Genomic DNA, 19,682 nt, shown 5'->3' with positions numbered 1-19,682 from the left:
ATATTTAAACTGGCAACGACTTTTTACGATGGAGAACTGCCGTGAGCGAATTAAAAAAGTGGACAACTAAACAGGCTAATGAATTGTTTTCTATGCCTTTCTTTGAACTTCTATTTCAAGCTCAGCAAGTGCATCGACAGCATTTTGATCCACAGCAGGTGCAAGTGAGTACTTTACTGTCGATCAAAACGGGCGCTTGCCCTGAAGATTGTAAATATTGTGCGCAAAGTGCTCGCTATAAAACAGGTTTAGAAACCGAACGTTTAATGGAAGTACAGCAAGTTCTTGAATCAGCAAAAAAAGCTAAGCAAGCAGGATCAACACGTTTTTGCATGGGGGCCGCTTGGCGTAACCCGCGTGAAAGAGATATGCCTTATCTTGAAATGATGGTGAAAGAGGTAAAATCTCTTGGCATGGAAACATGTATGACATTGGGCATGATTGACGATCATCAGGCTCAACGCCTCGCGCAAGCAGGCCTCGATTACTACAATCATAACCTTGATACCTCACCAGAATACTATGGCAACATTATTACCACGAGAACTTATCAAGACCGCTTAGATACCCTAGACAATGTACGTAATGCCGGCATTAAAGTTTGTTCTGGTGGAATTTTAGGTTTAGGAGAAAAAATTAGCGATCGGGCTGCATTATTAGTACAGCTTGCCAATTTACCTAAGCCGCCTGAAAGTGTGCCGATCAACATGTTGATGAAGGTTGAAGGGACGCCAATGGCTGATAACGACGATGTCGATCCATTTGATTTCATTCGAACTATTGCGGTTGCACGTATTATGATGCCAACCTCTTATGTACGCTTATCTGCTGGGCGTGAATACATGAATGAGCAAACTCAAGCATTGTGTTTTATGGCAGGAGCGAATTCAGTATTTTATGGTTGTAAGTTACTCACGACACCAAACCCAGATGAAAATAAAGATTTAGCACTATTCAGAAAATTGAATATTAACCCTGAACGTATTGAGGTTAATGAAGGCGACAATCAACAAGCCGCGCATTTAGCGGAAAAAATCCTTACCGCAGACAACCAACAGTTTTACAATGCGGCGATCTAATGAGCTGGCAATCTTTTATTCAAGCAGAGTTAAAACAGCGCCAGCAGAATGCGATTTGGCGCAAACGAACCTGTGTTGAGCATAATACGGGGCGTGAATTGCAGGTTGATGGCCATCAGTACCTGAATTTTTCAGGCAACGATTATTTAGGCCTAAGTCACCATCCCAAAGTCATTGAGGCTTGGCAGCAAGGCGCTGCTCAATATGGCACAGGCAGCGGTGGTTCAGGGCATGTTACAGGGTTCTCTCGTGCCCATTACCAGCTAGAAAATGCGCTGTCTGAATGGTTAGGCTATCCGAGAGCACTGCTCTTTATCTCTGGTTTTGCGGCAAATCAAGCGGTAATCACCGCTTTGATGACCCAAGATGACCGCATTTTAGCCGATAAACTTAGCCATGCATCGATCCTTGAAGCAGCAATGTTATCTCGCGCTACTTTACGGCGTTTTACCCACAATAACCCGCTATCACTAGAAAAATTGCTCGCTCCTCCAGCAAAAGGGAAAACGCTTGTCATTACTGAAGGTGTTTTTAGTATGGACGGTGACTGTGCGCCACTCGCTGAATTGCAGCGGCTTGCCACACAGCATAATGCATGGCTTATGGTGGATGATGCACATGGTATTGGCGTGCGAGGGCGAGAAGGGCGCGGTAGTTGTGATGTTGATGGTATTAAACCCGAACTGCTGATTGTCACCTTCGGCAAAGCTTTTGGTTTGAGTGGGGCCGCGGTTTTGTGTGATGAAGCTACCGCAGATTATTTTATCCAAGCAGCTCGCCATCTTATTTATAGTACATCAATGCCACCGGCTCAGGCTATTGCACTATCAGCGGCTCTACAACAGATCCGTAACGCTGATGACGAGAGGGAACGGCTTAATCAGCATATTGCGTATTTTAGAAAAAATAGTCAGTTGAGTGGTATGCAATTAGCGAATTCATCGATGGCAATCCAACCGCTCATTGTTGGTGATAATGATGACAGTATTCAGCTTTCTAATTATCTTCGGCAAAAAGGGCTCTGGGTGCAAGCGATCCGCCCGCCTACTGTCCCGCCCGGAAGTGCACGATTACGCATTACTCTGAGTGCGGCTCATCGCCAACAAGATATAGACCAACTGTTGGAGGCGCTACATGGTTTTGCCGTTAAGTGATGAAAAGCAAAAAATTGCCTCTGCGTTTGGTAAAGCGGCAAAGCGCTATGATTCGATAGCGTATTATCAGCAAAACAGCGGTCACCAATTATTGGATTTATTAGCCTCAGTGCAGGTAAATTTAAGTGATAAAAAAGTGATTGATGTTGGCTGTGGAACGGGATTTTTCAGCCAAATTATCAAAAGACAAGGCGCTGAAGTCACCGCATTAGATTTGTCATTAGGCATGTTAGAGGTTGCTCGCGATAAAAAGGCCGCTGCACAATATATTTGTGCAGATATGGAATTACTGCCTTTTGCCGACCAAACCTTCGATATCGTTTTTTCTAATTTAGCGATCCAGTGGTGCTCAAACTTATCACAAGCGTTAACGGAATTACATCGAGTGACCAAAAGTGGGGGCGTTATTGTATTTACGACTCTTGCGAAAGGCTCACTGTCTGAATTATCACAAGCTTGGGCTAAGTTAGATGGCTATTCACATGTGAATGAGTTTTTGAGCTTTGAGCTGATTACGGCGAGCTGCCAGCCATGGAAGCATCAATTACTGCTTCAGCCCGATAAACTGTATTTTCCTGATTTAGCTCGCTTGTTGAATTCATTAAAAGGGATAGGCGCGACGCATCTTACGGCAGGACGCCAAGGTGGATTGATGACAAGGCAACGATTACAGCAACTCACACATGCCTACCCAGCGTCAGTGAACGGCCTAGAACTGACTTATCAAACTGTATTTGGAATAATTTATCGTGATTAAAACCTTTTTTGTGACTGGCACCGATACTGAAGTCGGCAAAACGGTAGCCAGTTGTGCATTGCTACAAGCCGCTAATCAATTAGGTTATCAAACTGCGGGTTATAAGCCAGTCGCTTCAGGTAGCGAGCAGACGGCACAAGGGCTACGTAATAGTGATGCACTCTTTTTACAGGCAAACAGTACACTGCCATTAACTTACCAAGAAGTGAATCCGATTGTATTTGAAGCACCAACGTCTCCGCATATTATTAGTGAAAAAGTCGGGCAACCAATCGCGTTTTCGGTGATGACTGATGGATTAAAACAGTTGCAATCAAAAGCCCAATGGGTGTTAGTTGAAGGGGCTGGCGGTTGGTATACGCCACTATCAGCACATCACAGTTATGCCGATTGGGTGGTTGAGCAACAATTGCCGGTGATCATGGTTGTTGGTATCAAGTTAGGCTGTATTAATCATGCGTTGTTAACAGCGCAGGCCATCGCGCAATCAGGACTAAAATTGGTGGGGTGGATAGCTAATGAGGTCGAGCCAGCAGGAATCTATCAAGCAGAATATTTAGAGACGTTACACCGCACGATCAATGCCCCATCTCTTGGTACAATTCCCTATCAAAATAGCGATACATTTTTGGATGTTGGTCAGTATATTGATGTGAGACGGTTGCTGACGCGTTGTGATGAGTGCTAAAGAGTGGGAATATTTAAATGCCAAAAAAATCCACAATAAAGTGGATTTTTTGTTTTGCAGTGTTCGCAGGTATTGTTGGAAACATACTGACGAACACCAGTTGTTTCGCCATGACACTTGCATGTTCCGTATGCCATTAAAGCATGACATGTTCTATCTCATGGATCTTACTGAATAATTTTTTATGTTTCTGTTTGTGCAGTGTAAAAAGTGATTCTGGATCGTTAATCCGCCATTTTTGTCAACTCTGATCCTGTAAACCAGAATAAATATTGTTTTTGTGATAAATTCTGCGTAAAAAAATTTTCACTGAATTGCCATTTTTCTGTCATTTATTTGGTCTATGTGGTTTTTAGAGTAGAACGGAAACGCACTATCTTAAAGGGATTGCAGAGTTATCCACTATTTCTGTGGATAACCTTGTGAATTAGATCTAAAAAAACAACCGTATCCAAGGTGACAAGCGGCTTTGCCTTTATTTGATGTGATTTCAGACTCATAAATAATCGTATTGAAATACAATAAGTTAAATAAAATCAATACGCAATTTTTTATTTGAGATAAGAGCAGAAATGGCATCAGCATAAAATATATAAATAACGTTAGGTCAAGTAAAATTTTGGGGATAACCTAACGCTATCCACAATAAAATTTGTGCTAGAGAAATTTTAAATTCAGTACTTGAAGCTGGTTTTTTATCCAGTATTATAAGGGAATGATCGTTTAAGAGGCGTGGGTAATGAGTAAAGTATTTAAATTGTATTCTGATTTTCAACCAGGAGGAGACCAACCAGAAGCCATTCGTCGGCTTTCTGAAGGGTTGGAAGATGGCCTAGCTCATCAAACCTTACTTGGTGTAACGGGTTCAGGTAAAACCTTTACTATTGCCAATGTGATTGCCAAAGAAAACCGTCCAACCATGTTGATGGCACACAACAAGACGTTGGCTGCACAATTGTATAGCGAAATGAAAGCTTTCTTCCCTGATAATGCAGTTGAATATTTCGTTTCTTATTATGATTATTATCAGCCTGAAGCTTATGTTCCGAGTTCAGACACTTTTATTGAAAAAGATGCCTCTGTTAACGAGCATATTGAACAAATGCGTTTGTCAGCCACAAAGGCCTTACTGGAACGACGTGATGTGATTGTTGTGGCTTCTGTTTCTGCCATCTATGGTCTTGGTGATCCGGATAGCTATTTAAAAATGATGTTGCATCTAACCGATGGCATGATTATCGATCAACGCGCTATTTTGCGCCGCTTAGCGGATCTACAATATACACGTAATGATCAAGCTTTTACTCGGGGAACATTTCGCGTACGCGGTGAAGTTATCGATATCTTCCCCGCGGAATCAGATGAATATGCGCTACGGGTTGAATTATTTGATGAAGAAGTTGAGCGGCTATCTTTATTTGATCCTTTGACAGGCCAGATCCAACATCGTGTGCCTCGTTTTACCGTTTACCCTAAAACCCACTATGTCACTCCTAGAGATCGGATCTTAGAAGCGATGGAGCAAATCAAGGTGGAGCTGGCTGATAGACGTAAAGTGCTACTCGAAAATAATAAACTTTTAGAAGAGCAACGCATTACCCAGCGAACTCAGTTCGATCTTGAAATGATGAATGAACTTGGCTATTGCTCTGGGATTGAAAACTATTCACGCTATTTATCTGGTCGAGCTCCCGGAGAACCACCTCCAACCTTGTTTGATTATCTTCCCGCAGATGGCCTATTGGTGGTGGATGAATCTCACGTCACCATTCCACAAATTGGTGCTATGTATAAGGGAGACCGTTCTCGTAAAGAAACGTTGGTAGAATATGGTTTCCGTTTACCTTCTGCACTGGATAACCGGCCAATGCGCTTTGAAGAGTTTGAAGCGTTGGCGCCACAAACGATTTATGTCTCAGCAACACCGGGTAACTACGAGATAGAAAAATCGGGCTCTGAAGTGATAGAGCAGGTGGTTAGGCCAACAGGTTTATTGGATCCCATTATTGAGGTGCGTCCAGTCGCGACTCAAGTTGATGATTTACTTTCCGAAATTCGCATACGCGCCCAGAAAAATGAACGTGTGTTGGTCACCACACTGACAAAACGGATGGCTGAAGATTTAACAGAATACCTTGAAGAGCATGGGGAGCGCGTTCGCTACCTTCACTCTGATATTGATACAGTTGAACGTGTTGAAATTATTCGTGATTTACGGCTTGGTGAATTTGATGTTTTAGTCGGGATCAACTTGCTTAGAGAAGGTCTTGATATGCCAGAGGTCTCACTAGTGGCGATTTTGGACGCGGATAAAGAAGGCTTTTTACGTTCAGAACGCTCATTGATTCAGACAATAGGACGCGCTGCTCGTAACTTAAATGGTAAAGCGATTTTGTATGGCGATAAAATTACCAATTCGATGGAAAAAGCCATCAAAGAAACGGAACGACGCCGAGCTAAGCAGATCGCCTTTAACGAGCAGCATGGTATTGTTCCTCAAGGGCTGAATAAAAAAGTCGGCGATATTCTACAAATCGGCCACAAAGTGGGCGGAAAATCGAAAGGGCGCAATAAAGAGAATACGAAAATTGATCATCGCGATGATATCCAATTGCTATCAACAAAAGAATTGGAGCAACGTATTTCACAGCTTGAGGCTCAGATGTATAAACATGCTCAAGACTTGGAATTTGAAGCGGCTGCAAATGTTCGCGATCAATTACAAGAACTCAGAGAACGTTTTATTGCTAATTCATGATGAGATAACGTTAACCACGAGATGCCTTTCTCGTGGTTAACTTCAGAGCGTTTGAGTGGCAAATTGTCGACGGCTATACGAATGATTAAAGTAGTTGTACTGTTTCTTCAATCGCTTGCAAAAGCAATTTTCGGTCGTGACGATAAGGGATATCGTCGGCTTCTAACACACGCTGTGTTACTAAACGTTCATGGCGAATAGGTTCAATATTGGTTCTTGGGCCAACGATGACGGCATTAATTTTTTGGCAGCCAATATGTTGTTCCATCATCAGTAACTTTTCTTTTAAGGTTAGACTGGCAGCAGAGGTACTGAGTTCTTTACCAAGGTTGCCAATATAAATCATAGGGGCTTTACATTCACGTAATGCATCGGTGATGTCATCAAGTAGCAATAAGGGCATTAGGCTAGTAAAGAAGCTGCCTGGGCCGATTAAAATCAAGTCAGATTGGTGAATTGCTTCAACCGCTTCTGCGGTGGCTTTGACTCTGGGGTATAAACGTAGCTCTTGAGGCAATTCAACTAAAGCATCAACATTCACTTCGCCATAGACTTCATTCCCCATATCATCTATTGCCATCAAATCCACAGGGGATTCAGACATAGGAATGAGTTTTGCATCCACTTTTAGCATATTGCGGATCAAATTGATGGCATCAAGGGGGCGAACACTGAGGTGATCTAATGACTTTAACATTAGGTTACCTAAATTATGTCCAGAGAGTTCACCATTCCCACTAAAGCGATATTCGAACATAGCTGAGGCAATTGAAGGTTCTGTGATTAGTTGGTTGAGACAGTTACGCATATCTCCCCAAGCGATGCCGCCTTCTGCTCGACGGATACGACCAGTCGACCCACCGTTATCGGTAGTGGTAACAATGCCCGTTAATCGAGAACCTAAAGATGAGAGAGAAGACATTACACGACCAAGCCCATGTCCGCCCCCAAGAGCGACAACATGCCTAAAATCAGTCAGACTACTATTCGGCATAGTGTTCCTATATCAGTTATTTTCCAGCGCCATGGCTATTATACAGTGTTCTCGTTAGTGAGATGTAATTTAAACGAAAAACGGCGCGATTTGTCACGTTTAACACAAAACCGCGTTAATCTACCATAAAACCCTGGTTTGGGTTCATTTATCATCATTATTCACAGTAAAAATTTAAAATTATGATGAGTTAAAAATTAATTATCTCATCGGGTTATTTGTGATAATCAAGAAAGGATCAATAATTGTGTTAAACCTAAATTCAGATTGCTCTTAATTAACTAAAAAAACGATAATTGAAGTGATTTTCTTATCATCTTCAAATCTTTTCAAAATGTTCAAAATACATTTACCCACATACGTCATGACATTAAATTTATATTGGATTAACAAATGCATAACTAAATGCTAAGTCGTTGTATAATATATTATATATCGAAATTCAAATTCGCTTTTTGCTTTTATTTACGCTAAAATCCCTACATATAATAAGTGAACAAAGTAAACAATGTTGAGAGCTCATTCGCCACGTTAACTTGATTCGCTTATAGATAAAAACTCCTAGCCTTTGTGTCTAAGTTCGCGCTAACGAATATGATGCTTTGGCCGTGGTCTTTGAACCACCAGGGTGCAAGATAGAAATGTCTGCATCTCCCGTATTTGGAAAGGTGTCATTATGCAGCAGCTTGTCGATCAATTTGCTCGGAAATTTTACTATCTCCGCCTATCTATTACTGATGTGTGCAACTTTCGTTGTACCTATTGTCTCCCTGATGGTTACAAACCTAGTGGTCGCCACGAGTTCCTTTCGCTGAGTGAAATTCGGCGTGTTAGCCGTGCTTTTGCTGAATTAGGAACAGAAAAAGTCCGTATCACAGGTGGTGAGCCGACGATGCGTAAAGACTTTACCGATATTATCGCTGCGATAAATGAAAATAAATCAATAAAGAAAATTGCGGTTACCACCAATGGCTATCGTATGGCGCGTGATGTGCAGCAATGGAAAGAGGCGGGGCTTGGTGCGATTAATGTCAGTGTCGACAGCTTAGATCCTCGTCAATTTGCGGCCATTACAGGCCAAGACAAATTTTATCAAGTCATGCAAGGCATTGATGCAGCCTTTGACGCTGGTTTTAAGCAAGTCAAAGTCAATGCGGTGTTGATGAAAAACGTCAACGATATCGCACTCAAATCATTTTTAAATTGGATTAAGCATCGTCCTATTCAATTGCGTTTCATTGAATTAATGGAAACGGGGGAAGGCAGTGATCTTTTTAACCGTTACCATATTTCGGGAGAAACGATTCGTGACCGCCTTATTGAAGAAGGTTGGTACAGTGTACCCCGTGCACGGAGCGATGGTCCCGCACAAGTATTTAGCCACCCTGATTACCTAGGGGAAATTGGCCTTATCATGCCTTATGAAAAAGATTTCTGCCAAAGTTGTAACCGCTTACGCGTTTCTTCATTGGGAAATCTTCATCTGTGTTTATTTGGTGAGAATGGCATACCACTACGTGATTTGCTCAGCGATGACAACCAAAATGAAGCACTGAAAGCACGTATTCAAAGTGGATTACAATTCAAGCGAGAAACCCATTTCTTGCATATGGGCGACAGCGGCATTACCCCTAATTTATCGGTAATTGGCGGCTAACCCATTTTTGATTTTTTCAGGAGAAAATATGTCACAACTGACTCACATCAATGCGTCGGGTGAAGCGCATATGGTGGATGTTTCTGCAAAAGCGGAAACAGTCCGTGAAGCGAAGGCGGAGGCTTTTGTTACCATGAATGCAGACACCTTATCCATGATTATTGAAGGAAGTCATCATAAAGGTGATGTTTTTGCAACAGCTCGCATCGCAGGGATCCAAGCAGCCAAAAAAACATGGGAATTGATCCCGCTATGCCATCCTTTGTTACTCACCAAAGTGGAAGTAACTCTCCAAGCCTTGCCTGAAACAAATCAAGTACGTATTGAATCTTGCTGCCGTTTGACAGGGAAAACGGGGGTGGAAATGGAGGCACTAACGGCAGCGTCTGTTGCGGCTTTAACCATCTATGATATGTGTAAAGCGGTGCAAAAAGACATGGTTATTGGCCCGGTTCGTTTATTGGAAAAAACAGGCGGCAAATCAGGTCATTTTAAGGTGGATGCATGATTAAAGTCCTTTTTTTTGCTCAGGTGCGTGAATTAGTTGGTACAGATTGCCTTGAGTTATCAGAATATTATCCAACTGTTGAAGCGCTACGCCAATCCCTATCTAAACGTGGTGATCGCTGGGCACTCGCGTTAGAGGATGGTAAGTTGCTATCGGCGGTAAACCAATCTTTTGTTGCCTCAGATCATCCTTTGAACGACGGTGATGAAGTGGCTTTTTTCCCTCCAGTGACAGGGGGATAAGATGAAAAATACCCATATTGCCGTTCAAACAGAAAATTTCAGCGTGGGTGAACAATACCAATGGCTTGCAGAGTGTGATAGCGACGGAGCAGTGGTCACCTTTACTGGTAAAGTGAGAAATCACAATTTAGGCGACAGTGTTGCGGCATTAACACTTGAACACTATCCCGGAATGACGGAAAAAGCGTTAACCCAGATAGTAGTAGAAGCACGACAACGTTGGGAATTACAACGCGTTAGTGTGATCCATCGTGTGGGAACTTTACAACCGGGTGAAGAAATTGTTTTTGTTGGTGTCACTAGCGCTCATCGTGCAGCCGCATTCCAAGCTGCTGAATTTATAATGGATTATTTGAAAACCAAAGCCCCATTTTGGAAGAAAGAAACGTTGCCTAATAATGAACGTTGGGTTGAGGCAAAAGAGAGTGATGAGGCCAGTGCAGAGCGCTGGTAATCATCTGGATTTCTTATTGAGTTTTGAGTTTGTTGAATGTTAATGTCAATAAATTGTGATAAACTTTGCAAGATATTGTCTGGCTACGGCACATTGCTGTGGTCGTTTCTTACTAATGTATGAAGGGTAACCATCATGGATCGATTCGATCAACGTAATGATTCTCTTGTCCAGCGCAGCAGTGCCACCATTCAGACATTTATGTCTCAGGTGTATGGATGGATGACCGTTGGCCTGTTACTGACGGCTTTTGTCGCTTGGTACACGTTGGGTCTTTTACTCGAAGGTAAAATAATGCTAAGCCAAGGTCTTATTATCGGCTTAGTTGTTGTTCAGTTTGGTCTCGTACTTGGCTTATCATTCCTACTACCAAAAATGAGTGGAATGGTTGCAACGGGCATGTTTATGCTCTACTCAATGCTAACGGGCGTGACACTTTCTGTGATCCTTGCGGTATATACGCAAGAGTCAGTTGTCGGTACCTTTATTATCACAGCGGTGATGTTTGGGGCACTTAGCTTCTATGGCTATACCACTAAACGCAGCTTATCGGGTATGGGTAACTTCCTGTTTATGGCATTGATAGGCTTGATCGTAGCATCACTGGTTAATATCTGGATGCAAAGCTCTGCAATGTACTGGGTGATTACTTATGCGGGTGTGTTAATTTTCGCTGGTTTAACCGCATATGACACTCAAAAGCTGAAAGAAATGGGTGCACAAATTGATGTCGAAGATAAAGAAAATATGCGTAAATTCGCTATTTTAGGTGCATTGAACCTGTATCTGGACTTCATCAACCTGTTCTTGATGTTACTCCGTATTTTCGGAGACCGTCGCTAATTTAGCGGTTTTGCGTATCGTGGTTAGCTGATACGTGAATAGATAAAGTAAAAGAACATAAACCCTTGTTATGGTTTAACCAACAAGGGTTTTTTATTGCTTGTCGATCATAAAAAATAAGTGAATGAGAGCATCTAAGCTATTTTCTTGCGAAATAGATAATAAGCAATGGAGCTGGTTATCACCGATATGAAGAGTAACGGCCATAAACTGTGCCAAATAATATTGAAATCAGCATCTTTGAGGTAAATTTGTTTGGTTATTTCCGTAAAGTGGCGAATCGGATTTACCCAAGTGATATCTTGTAGCCATACAGGCATGTTTTCTACTGGAGAGATATAGCCCGATAGCAAAACAGCGGGCATCATAAAGACAAATACGCCAATGAAAGCTTGCTGCTGTGTTGAGCATAATGCTGAAATTAACAAGCCAAACCCTACCAAAGATAAGCCATAGAAAATCATGGTCGCATAAAAAAGAGGGAGGGAGCCTGCAAAAGGTATTTGATAGCAAAAGATACCAATCACTAAGACTAATGTAGCTTGTGCTGTTGCGATAATCAGCGCAGGAACCGCTTTACCGATAAAAATTTGCCAAGTGGTAAGGGGTGAGACAAGTAATTGATCGAGAGTGCCTTGCTCTGCTTCACGGGCAATCGATAGCGAGGTAACAATTAACACCCCAATAGTAGTAATTAACGCAACCAATGATGGCACAATAAACCATTTGTAATCGAGATTGGGGTTATACCAGTTGCGTACTATTAACTCACTATTATTGGCTAAAGGTTTTCCCGCAGTCAGTTCATGTTGATACTGCTGAACAATTTGTTGGATATAATTAGCCGCAATTTGTGCACTATTAGAATTACGGCCATCAAGCAGCAACATCATATTGGCAGTATGTTGGCTATCTATGTCTCCACTAAAATTCTGCCCAAAGCGTACGACTAACAAGCTTTCACGGTTATCCAGTGTTTCACGAATCTCATGTTCATTTTTAAGTAATAGAACCTTTGAGAAGGCCTCCGCCTTAGCCAAGCGTTGAGTTAGCTCTATGGCGTGTTGACCACCATCTTGGTCAAAAATCGCAATGGTTGTATTGGTTACCTCTAATGTTGCCGCAAGCGGAAATAAGATCATTTGGAAAATAACCGGCATGATCAAAATGATCCGTGTTTGCTTTTCTTGTAATAAAGATTGCAACTCTTTCATGATCAAGGTGTATAAGCGATAAAACATAGCAAATCCTTATCAATCAAGGCGTCGGCGCGTTTTCCATGCCGTTAAACCAATAAATAAAATGGCGGAAGCAATAAGTAGCAGTAAGTCGGTGAGTAAAACAATATAGATATCACCGGCTAAAAATAGCGTCTGTAGACTACTGACAAAATAGCGCGCTGGAATAAAGTAGGTCACGATTTGAATAACTATAGGCATACTTGATATTTCAAAAATAAAGCCTGACAGCATGATTGCTGGTAAAAATGCCGCATTTAAGGCAACCATAGCGGCATTAAATTGGTTACGGGTGATCGTTGAGATCAGTAAGCCCATCCCCAGCGCCGTCGCTAAATAGAGGCTCGTGATCAAAAACAGGACTAGGAGGGAACCTCGATAAGGGACATCTAGCACCAAGGTCGTGACGACCATACAGAGGATCATCACAAAAGAGCCAAGAACCTGATAGGGTAATAGTTTCGACAGTAATAGCTCGGTACGAGTAATTTGCGTAGAAAGTAAGGCTTCCATTGTGCCTCGTTCCCACTCTCGAGCTACAACTAATGAGGTTAAAATCGCGCCGACAACGGTCATGATAATACTGATTGCACCGGGTATAATAAAATGCTGGCTAATCGCTGCTTCGTTGAACCAGTAACGCATATTTAGATCAATAAGTGGTTCTGTTGAATAGCCTTTATTTTCACCTTGTTGCACTAACCATGTATGCCAAACACCTTTCGTGTAGGCCTGCACAAAGTTGGCGGTATTAGGTTCACTGCCGTCGGTAATCACTTGTATGGCGGCATGTCCTTCAGGCCGTAATAGCTGTTGTGAAAAATCAACGGGAACTACAACGATGCCGCGAATTTCTCCTGCTTGCATTTTATCAATCAATAATTGTCGGTTATCACTCACTGTGGCATCAATAAAAGGAGAGCCTGTGAAAGTATCAACCAGCTCTCTCGCTTCATGGCTTTGTTGATCCATTAATATGCCAATTCGTAATTGGCTTGAATCTAAATTTATGCCGTAGCCAAAGATAAATAGCAGCATCAATGGGATGACGATAGCGATTAATGCACTGCTTGGATCGCGCACAATCTGTTTGCTTTCTTTAATGCATAATGCTTTGAGTCTACGCCAAGAAAAATGAGACGCATTAGCGGTCATTGTTCCTCCTGCTGTTTATCATAGTCGAGTATCAGCTCAATAAAGGCATCTTCCATTGAAGGGTTCGGGTTCGCTTCTGTGGCAACTTGTTGTTTTAAGGCATCTGGGGTACCTGCTGCAATAATTTTGCCACGATACACTAACCCAATTCGATCACAGTATTCCGCTTCATCCATGAAATGGGTTGTGACCATGACGGTGACTCCTTTATCTACCATTCCATTGATATGTAACCAAAATTCACGCCGAGTGAGAGGGTCAACACCTGAAGTTGGTTCATCAAGAAATAAAATATCAGGCTCATGCATCAATGAACAAGCCAGTGCCAGTCGTTGCTTAAAACCAAGTGGTAGAGAATCTGTTATTTGATGCAGTATGGGGGTGAAATTAAAAGCTTCAACCATTTCAGCGATTTTTTGAACTTGATGTTTGCCATGTAGGCCATAAACCCCTGAAAAAAATTTCAGATTTTGTCCAACCTTTAAATTGCTATAGAGAGAAAACTTTTGGGCCATATAGCCTAAGTGTTGTCGTGCCTTATCTGAGCTAGTTTTTAAATCCATCCCTAAGACCAAAGCTTGCCCTTCCGTGGGTTTCATTAACCCACACATCATTTTAAAAGTGGTTGATTTTCCTGCGCCATTAGGGCCGAGTAAGCCAAAGATTTCGCCGCGTTTTACTTGGAAATTCACAGTGTCCGTTGCAGCAAAGTCACCAAATTTTTTGGTAAGGTTACGTGCTTCAATAACGGTTTCACTGGGGTTTGCAGGAATTTGAGGCATGATAGCCGCTAGCTCTGAGCGATGAGATGGCCCTCCACCCAATAAATCAATAAAGGCATCTTCGAAACGAGGCTCTGCTTCAACAAGTTTACCATTAGGTATATTCAAGCCTTGTAATAGTGATTCTTTAGATGCGTTTTCTTTTAAAATCAAACGAATGTATCGACCTTGAATAACCCCATCGGTCGTTTCAGGAAGTACAAGGGCATCTTGTAAAACGGTGCGTTTATTTTCGGCAGGAACCTCTAATAAATATGAGCGCCCGACCATTTTTTGGGTCAGTGTTTGTGGTTGTCCTGAAAAAAGTAGCTTACCTTGGTTTAGTAATAAAACATTTTTGCATTGCTGGGCTTCATCAAGATAGGACGTACTCCATAGGATCAACATGCCCTCATCAGCTAAGGTATGAACCATCTGCCACAATTCCCGCCGTGCTATCGGGTCGACTCCCACTCCGGGTTCATCCAAAAGAAGCACTTTAGGTTTACCTATCAGTGTGCAGGCTAATCCCAATTTTTGCTTCATTCCACCTGATAATTTCCCCGCTAGCCTATGAGTAAAACGGGTTAAATCGGTAAAGCTGAGTAGTTGTTGATAGGTTTTTTGGCGCTCTTCTCCAATAACGCCACGTAAATCAGCATATAAATCGAGGTTTTCTTGGACGGTTAAATCTTCATATAAACCAAACTTCTGTGGCATATATCCCAAGTTAGCATGAACTTGTACACTATCCGCGATAGGATCTAACCCCATTAGGCTGATTGAGCCAGAATCTGGTTTTAATAAACCAGCAAGCATTCTCATCAGCGTCGTTTTTCCTGCTCCATCAGGGCCAACTAACCCAGTGACTGAACCGCTATAGATTTCAGTGGTTAAGCGTTCTACTGCCGGCGAATCCAGTCCTATAAATGTCTTTTCGACCTCTTGAAGACGAATATGATAATCTGATTCACTCATCATACACTCTTATTACTGCTCTTGAGGGAAACGAATAGTGACAGGCATTCCTTGACGTAAAGCATCATCAGGATTGCTGACAATAATACGTAATCGATACACAAGGTCAGTGCGTAGTTCAGGCGTTTGGACGCTTTTCGGCGTAAATTCAGCGGTTGGTGAGACAAAGCCAATGGTGCCATGGTAAGGCGCATCAGGGCGGCTATCTGTGTAGAGTAAAACTTCTTTGCCGGGAACGGCCATACCCAAATTGGGCTCATTCACATAAGCTCTAGCCCAAACAGGGCTTGTTAGAGTGACACTAAAGACGGTATTCCCAGCCCCGACAATAGTGCCTGGTTCGATTGCTCGAGTAAGAATGGTGCCATCGGAAGGGGCTGTCAAAATGGTATCTTGTAAATCTAATTCGGCTTGTGCAACAGCCGCTTCCGCTTGTAACCATTCACCACGAGCGGCTTCTATTTCCTCTTTACGGAATCCACTCTGATATTGATTCAATTTATCTTGTGCTGCTTTCAAGGCTGCAAGAGCTTGATTACGATTCGTTTTAGCATTATCCAATTCATTGGCGGAGATAACGTGGGATGCTGCTAACCCTTTTTGACGTTGATAAAAACTTTCTGCGTATTGCCATGCAGCTTGTTTTTGCGCGACTTCCGCTTCAACTTGTGCAACTTCTTGAGTTCGATAACCTTTTTCCTTCATGGCTAGTTGCGCTTTGGCACTATCCCTGATCCCTTTAGCTTTATTCAACGCATTGATATAAGGAGCTTTATCAAGCTCCCCGAGTGTTTGACCTTGGGTAACGCGCGCGCCTTCATCAACATTCAAAGACGCGAGCTTCCCACCTACACGAAAGCCTAGATTAACGGTTCGTACGTCAATATTGCCATATAAGGTTAATGTTTTATCTTGTTGTGATTGATACCAATAATAGCCACCAGCCGCGATCCCGATTACTATGACAATAAGAATAAAAAAGACAGAACGACGTTTACTGTTCATAATTAACCTTATTTCGTGTAAATATTGTGATTTAAAAGAGATAGAACAATAATCTATAACCAATTTTTATAGATTAATCATATCACTTTTTACCTTCTTTGCGATGGCGTAAACCTTCTAATAATATATTGGTGTGCTCTATCAGTACCTGATTGATAATTTTATACTCCTCTTCATTAATGTGTTTCCAGCCTGTTTGCCGAAGGAGTGTCTCTCTTGCGATACGGAATGAGAGCGTTTCCCCCAAAATGGCATGGGTCTGAATTAACGTGGTTAATTTGTTCGGATCGGAGCCTATATAGATAGCAATAAGCCGATTCAATTTAGTGTAAATAGGACCTAGAGCCTGTTCATGGATAATCGTATAAGCTTCAGTGGGATTGAGCTGTTCTCTAGCAAGTATCCGTGAAAAGCTAAGGTTCTTTTTTTCTAATTGGAAGTAGTTGTAACCTACTAAGATTTTTTGCAAATGCGTAATGGCTTCATCAGGCGAGGGTGCCGGTTGACGAAGGTAAGTATCTATTTCTGAAATATTTTCACTAAAATTTTCTTTTATTGTATCTGCAATCAATTGTGCTACAGCTAGGTATAGACCCTCTTTTGAACCAAAGTAATACGAAATAGCAGCAATATTTTGGCCTGAAACCTGAGCAATTTTGCGGGTTGTTGCTCCATCCAGACCTAATTCACCATAGACATCAGCAGCCGAATATAACAACTGCACTTTGGCGTTTTCTCCTCTATGAGTTGATGGTGTATTTATGGTCATGAAATTTCCTTAAACAGTTAAAATTAAATATTAACTTAACTAGCGCTATGCAGCTTTTTGCTTTCCGCACTGACGGAAAACGATATATTGCAGTGTGTAATAGTTATATATACTATATTCAAGTAATTTTGTATTAATTTATTTTATAAACTAAATTAATATACTTATTAGGAACAAATAATGTTACAATTTTTGCAATAGCACGGCAGTTTGCACCTTTATCCTTCTACATGACCCTTCCCCTCGAACTGCCTCTGATTATTCAGAGTGGTGAAGCCCGGAGTAATTTAAGTTGACTAGTTTTTCAGACCTCGCATTAAACGAGGAAATTCTGCTTGCCATCAATGAGTTAGGCTATGAATCACCGACGCCAATTCAGCAGCAAGCTATCCCGGCAGTTCTTGCTGGCCATGACTTATTAGCAAGCGCCCAGACAGGAACGGGAAAAACCGCGGGCTTTACGTTACCTATTTTGCAGAAATTGATCTCCACTCCCCGCACAGGGAAAGATCGTAAACCCATTCGAGCATTGATTTTGACGCCTACCCGTGAATTGGCTGCTCAAGTTGCTGAAAATGTTAAAGAATATAGCCGCCATTTGAAGGTTCGCTCCTTTGTGGTCTTTGGGGGGGTCAGCATTAACCCTCAAATGATGAAATTACGTGGTGGTGTTGAAATCTTGATTGCGACACCCGGACGTTTACTCGATTTAGAACATCAAAATGCGGTTAATTTATCCCAAGTTGAAATTTTTGTTCTTGATGAAGCTGACCGCATGTTGGATATGGGATTTATTCATGATATTCGCCGTGTTATCAATAAATTGCCTAAGAAACGCCAAAATTTGCTGTTTTCAGCGACGTTCTCTGATGAAATTAAACAGCTAGCGAATAAGCTATTAGATAACCCAATTACTATTGAAGTCGCTCCCCGTAATTCAGCCTCTGAACAAGTCACCCAATTTGTGCATCATGTTGATAAAAAACGTAAAGCGGAACTTTTATCCTACATGATCGGTCGTGATAATTGGCAACAGGTGCTCGTGTTTACGCGTACAAAACATGGCGCGAACCGACTTGCTGAGCATCTTAATAAAGATGGAATAAAATCCGCTGCAATCCATGGAAACAAAAGCCAAGGTGCACGTACACGCGCCCTAGCAGACTTTAAATCAGGTGACATACGTGTCTTAGTGGCTACAGACATTGCTGCGCGTGGTTTGGATATCGAACAGCTTCCTTACGTCGTTAACTTCGAACTGCCTAATGTGGCGGAAGACTATGTTCACCGTATTGGTCGTACAGGACGAGCAGAAGCAACGGGAATGGCGGTATCACTAGTTTGTGTGGATGAAGTTAAGTTATTAAAAGATATAGAAAAATTATTGAAAAAATCCATCCCCGTTATGGCGATTGATGGTTATGAGCCCGACCCTTCAATTAAGCCTGAACCTATTCAGAAAGGCCCTCAGCGCAATAATGAGAGACGTAGCGGTAGCGGTAAGCGCCATACCACGTCTGCGAAGCCTCGCCGTGAACGCACCGAGAATACGAAAAGTAAGCCGGCAACTTCTGGTTCACCGTGGAAAAAATCACAAAAGAAAGTGCGTCAGGGGCATGGTGAAGGTTAATGCGTGTTGTTCTGGCTCCAATGGAAGGCGTTCTCGATTCTCTGGTACGTTCGCTACTCAGTGAGGTCAATGATTATGACCTCTGTATTACCGAGTTTGTGCGTGTTGTCGATACTCTACTTCCTGCGAAAACGTTTTATCGATTATGCCCAGAACTACGTCATGGGAGTCGTACACCGTCGGGAACATTAGTCCGCGTACAACTATTGGGCCAGCACCCGCAATGGCTCGCGGAAAACGCGGCTAGAGCGGTTTCTTTAGGTTCATGGGGGGTTGATCTTAATTGTGGATGTCCCTCTAAAACGGTCAATGGACATGGTGGCGGAGCGACATTACTGAAGCAGCCTGAGTTGATCTACCGTGCAGCGAAAGCTATGCGTGAGGCTGTTCCAAAGGAGCTCCCTGTGTCTGTTAAAGTAAGATTAGGTTGGGATAGTAGCCAGCTTTGCTATGAAATTGCCGATGCAGTTGAACAGGCAGGCGCGACAGAGCTCACAGTACATGGGCGAACCAAGGAAGATGGTTATCGAGCCGAGAAAATTAATTGGCAAGCTATTGGTGATATTCGTCAGCGTTTATCGATCCCCGTTATTGCTAATGGCGAAATTTGGGATTATGAAAGCGCTCAACGCTGCCTTGAAATGACAGGCTGTGATGCCATTATGATTGGCCGAGGTGCCTTGAATACGCCGAATCTTAGCCATGTGGTGAAAGCGAACCAGCCTAAAATGCCTTGGGAACAAGTTGGGAAGCTACTCTTAAAGTACACTGAGTTAGAGAAACAGGGAGATACAGGGCATTACCACGCTGCTCGTATCAAACAGTGGTTAGGTTATTTACGCAAAGAATATGAGCAGGCCAACCTATTATTCTCACATATTAGAGCACTAAAAACTGCCAATCAGATCGCAGAAATAATCGAAAAAGAAGTTAAACAAACATTAAATAAAAGTTAAATTGTTTGAAATTTAATCATTCAATTGTATTTTATTTGCCAAAATAGCGTATTAGA

Annotated in this window: 18 protein-coding genes and 1 riboswitch; of the genes, 12 read left to right on the top strand and 6 right to left on the bottom strand. The window is 42.2% G+C overall.

What is annotated here, in order from left to right:
* The first annotated feature begins 41 nt into the window (after positions 1 to 41).
* The 5 genes from bioB (at position 42) to uvrB (ending at position 6,436) form a co-directional block, all read left to right on the top strand.
* On the top strand, positions 42 to 1,079 hold the full coding sequence (gene bioB, locus P2E05_RS14655) for a biotin synthase BioB (RefSeq protein ID WP_163862735.1): 1,038 nt from the start codon (positions 42 to 44) through the stop codon (positions 1,077 to 1,079).
* Entirely contained in the window at positions 1,079 to 2,233 is a 1,155-nt protein-coding gene (bioF, locus tag P2E05_RS14650; protein ID WP_163862733.1) for an 8-amino-7-oxononanoate synthase, read from the top strand. The genes bioB and bioF overlap by 1 nt, the downstream gene beginning before the upstream one ends.
* The gene (gene bioC, locus P2E05_RS14645; protein ID WP_276122864.1) at positions 2,214 to 2,990 is read left to right on the top strand and encodes a malonyl-ACP O-methyltransferase BioC; all 777 of its coding nucleotides are present in this window, start codon (positions 2,214 to 2,216) and stop codon (positions 2,988 to 2,990) included. The genes bioF and bioC overlap by 20 nt, the downstream gene beginning before the upstream one ends.
* A complete protein-coding gene (gene bioD, locus P2E05_RS14640) occupies positions 2,983 to 3,678 on the top strand; it encodes a dethiobiotin synthase (RefSeq protein ID WP_276122863.1) in 696 nt (231 codons plus the stop codon). The genes bioC and bioD overlap by 8 nt, the downstream gene beginning before the upstream one ends.
* Before the next feature lie 739 nt (positions 3,679 to 4,417).
* The gene (uvrB, locus tag P2E05_RS14635; RefSeq protein ID WP_154624709.1) at positions 4,418 to 6,436 is read left to right on the top strand and encodes an excinuclease ABC subunit UvrB; all 2,019 of its coding nucleotides are present in this window, start codon (positions 4,418 to 4,420) and stop codon (positions 6,434 to 6,436) included.
* Between the two features lie 85 nt (positions 6,437 to 6,521).
* Here the strand turns inward: uvrB and yvcK are convergent, their stop codons facing one another.
* A complete protein-coding gene (gene yvcK, locus P2E05_RS14630) occupies positions 6,522 to 7,430 on the bottom strand; it encodes a uridine diphosphate-N-acetylglucosamine-binding protein YvcK (protein ID WP_154624710.1) in 909 nt (302 codons plus the stop codon).
* Positions 7,431 to 7,976: 546 nt separating this feature from the next.
* Positions 7,977 to 8,117, top strand: a riboswitch (molybdenum cofactor riboswitch).
* Between yvcK and moaA the strand changes: the two genes are divergently transcribed.
* The 5 genes from moaA to P2E05_RS14605 all read left to right on the top strand — a co-directional run bounded on the left by moaA (position 8,107) and on the right by P2E05_RS14605 (position 11,134).
* The gene (moaA, locus tag P2E05_RS14625; protein WP_247046992.1) at positions 8,107 to 9,087 is read left to right on the top strand and encodes a GTP 3',8-cyclase MoaA; all 981 of its coding nucleotides are present in this window, start codon (positions 8,107 to 8,109) and stop codon (positions 9,085 to 9,087) included. It overlaps the preceding riboswitch by 11 nt.
* A 28-nt stretch (positions 9,088 to 9,115) precedes the next feature.
* Positions 9,116 to 9,595: a cyclic pyranopterin monophosphate synthase MoaC gene (gene moaC / locus P2E05_RS14620; RefSeq protein WP_154624712.1), complete on the top strand. Its 480-nt coding sequence runs from the start codon at positions 9,116 to 9,118 to the stop codon at positions 9,593 to 9,595.
* Positions 9,592 to 9,837 carry a molybdopterin synthase sulfur carrier subunit gene (gene moaD / locus P2E05_RS14615; RefSeq protein WP_154624713.1) on the top strand — a complete coding sequence of 82 codons (246 nt, stop codon included), beginning with the start codon at positions 9,592 to 9,594 and terminating at the stop codon, positions 9,835 to 9,837. The genes moaC and moaD overlap by 4 nt, the downstream gene beginning before the upstream one ends.
* A 1-nt stretch (position 9,838) precedes the next feature.
* A complete protein-coding gene (gene moaE / locus P2E05_RS14610) occupies positions 9,839 to 10,291 on the top strand; it encodes a molybdopterin synthase catalytic subunit MoaE (protein WP_163862725.1) in 453 nt (150 codons plus the stop codon).
* 135 nt (positions 10,292 to 10,426) lie between these two features.
* A complete protein-coding gene (locus P2E05_RS14605) occupies positions 10,427 to 11,134 on the top strand; it encodes a Bax inhibitor-1/YccA family protein (RefSeq protein WP_154624715.1) in 708 nt (235 codons plus the stop codon).
* A 134-nt stretch (positions 11,135 to 11,268) separates the two neighbouring features.
* On the opposite strand, the gene P2E05_RS14600 is transcribed toward P2E05_RS14605, so the two are convergent.
* The 5 genes from P2E05_RS14600 to cecR all read right to left on the bottom strand — a co-directional run bounded on the left by P2E05_RS14600 (position 11,269) and on the right by cecR (position 17,040).
* Entirely contained in the window at positions 11,269 to 12,375 is a 1,107-nt protein-coding gene (locus P2E05_RS14600; RefSeq protein WP_154624716.1) for an ABC transporter permease, read from the bottom strand.
* 12 nt (positions 12,376 to 12,387) lie between these two features.
* Positions 12,388 to 13,527, bottom strand: coding sequence for an ABC transporter permease (locus P2E05_RS14595; protein ID WP_276122862.1), 1,140 nt, complete (start codon positions 13,525 to 13,527; stop codon positions 12,388 to 12,390).
* On the bottom strand, positions 13,524 to 15,266 hold the full coding sequence (locus P2E05_RS14590; protein ID WP_276122861.1) for an ATP-binding cassette domain-containing protein: 1,743 nt from the start codon (positions 15,264 to 15,266) through the stop codon (positions 13,524 to 13,526). Before P2E05_RS14590 ends, P2E05_RS14595 begins: the two co-directional genes overlap by 4 nt.
* Positions 15,267 to 15,278: 12 nt before the next feature.
* Positions 15,279 to 16,271 (bottom strand): secretion protein HlyD, encoded by a 993-nt coding sequence (gene hlyD / locus P2E05_RS14585; protein WP_154624719.1) that lies wholly within the window; start codon positions 16,269 to 16,271, stop codon positions 15,279 to 15,281.
* 82 nt (positions 16,272 to 16,353) lie between these two features.
* Entirely contained in the window at positions 16,354 to 17,040 is a 687-nt protein-coding gene (gene cecR / locus P2E05_RS14580; RefSeq protein ID WP_154624720.1) for a transcriptional regulator CecR, read from the bottom strand.
* Positions 17,041 to 17,332: 292 nt separating this feature from the next.
* On the opposite strand from cecR, the gene rhlE reads away from it, so the two are divergent.
* Complete coding sequence (gene rhlE / locus P2E05_RS14575) at positions 17,333 to 18,670, top strand: ATP-dependent RNA helicase RhlE (protein ID WP_276122860.1); 1,338 nt, start codon at positions 17,333 to 17,335, stop codon at positions 18,668 to 18,670.
* The gene (dusC, locus tag P2E05_RS14570) at positions 18,670 to 19,626 is read left to right on the top strand and encodes a tRNA dihydrouridine(16) synthase DusC (protein ID WP_154621977.1); all 957 of its coding nucleotides are present in this window, start codon (positions 18,670 to 18,672) and stop codon (positions 19,624 to 19,626) included. Before rhlE ends, dusC begins: the two co-directional genes overlap by 1 nt.
* The last annotated feature ends 56 nt before the right edge of the window (positions 19,627 to 19,682 follow it).

It is taken from the genome of Providencia stuartii, assembly GCF_029277985.1.
In the GTDB taxonomy this organism is placed as follows: Bacteria; Pseudomonadota; Gammaproteobacteria; order Enterobacterales; family Enterobacteriaceae; genus Providencia; species Providencia zhejiangensis.
The sequence above is the reverse complement of the archived record's forward strand: the minus strand, read 5'-3'. Positions and strand labels throughout refer to the sequence as shown.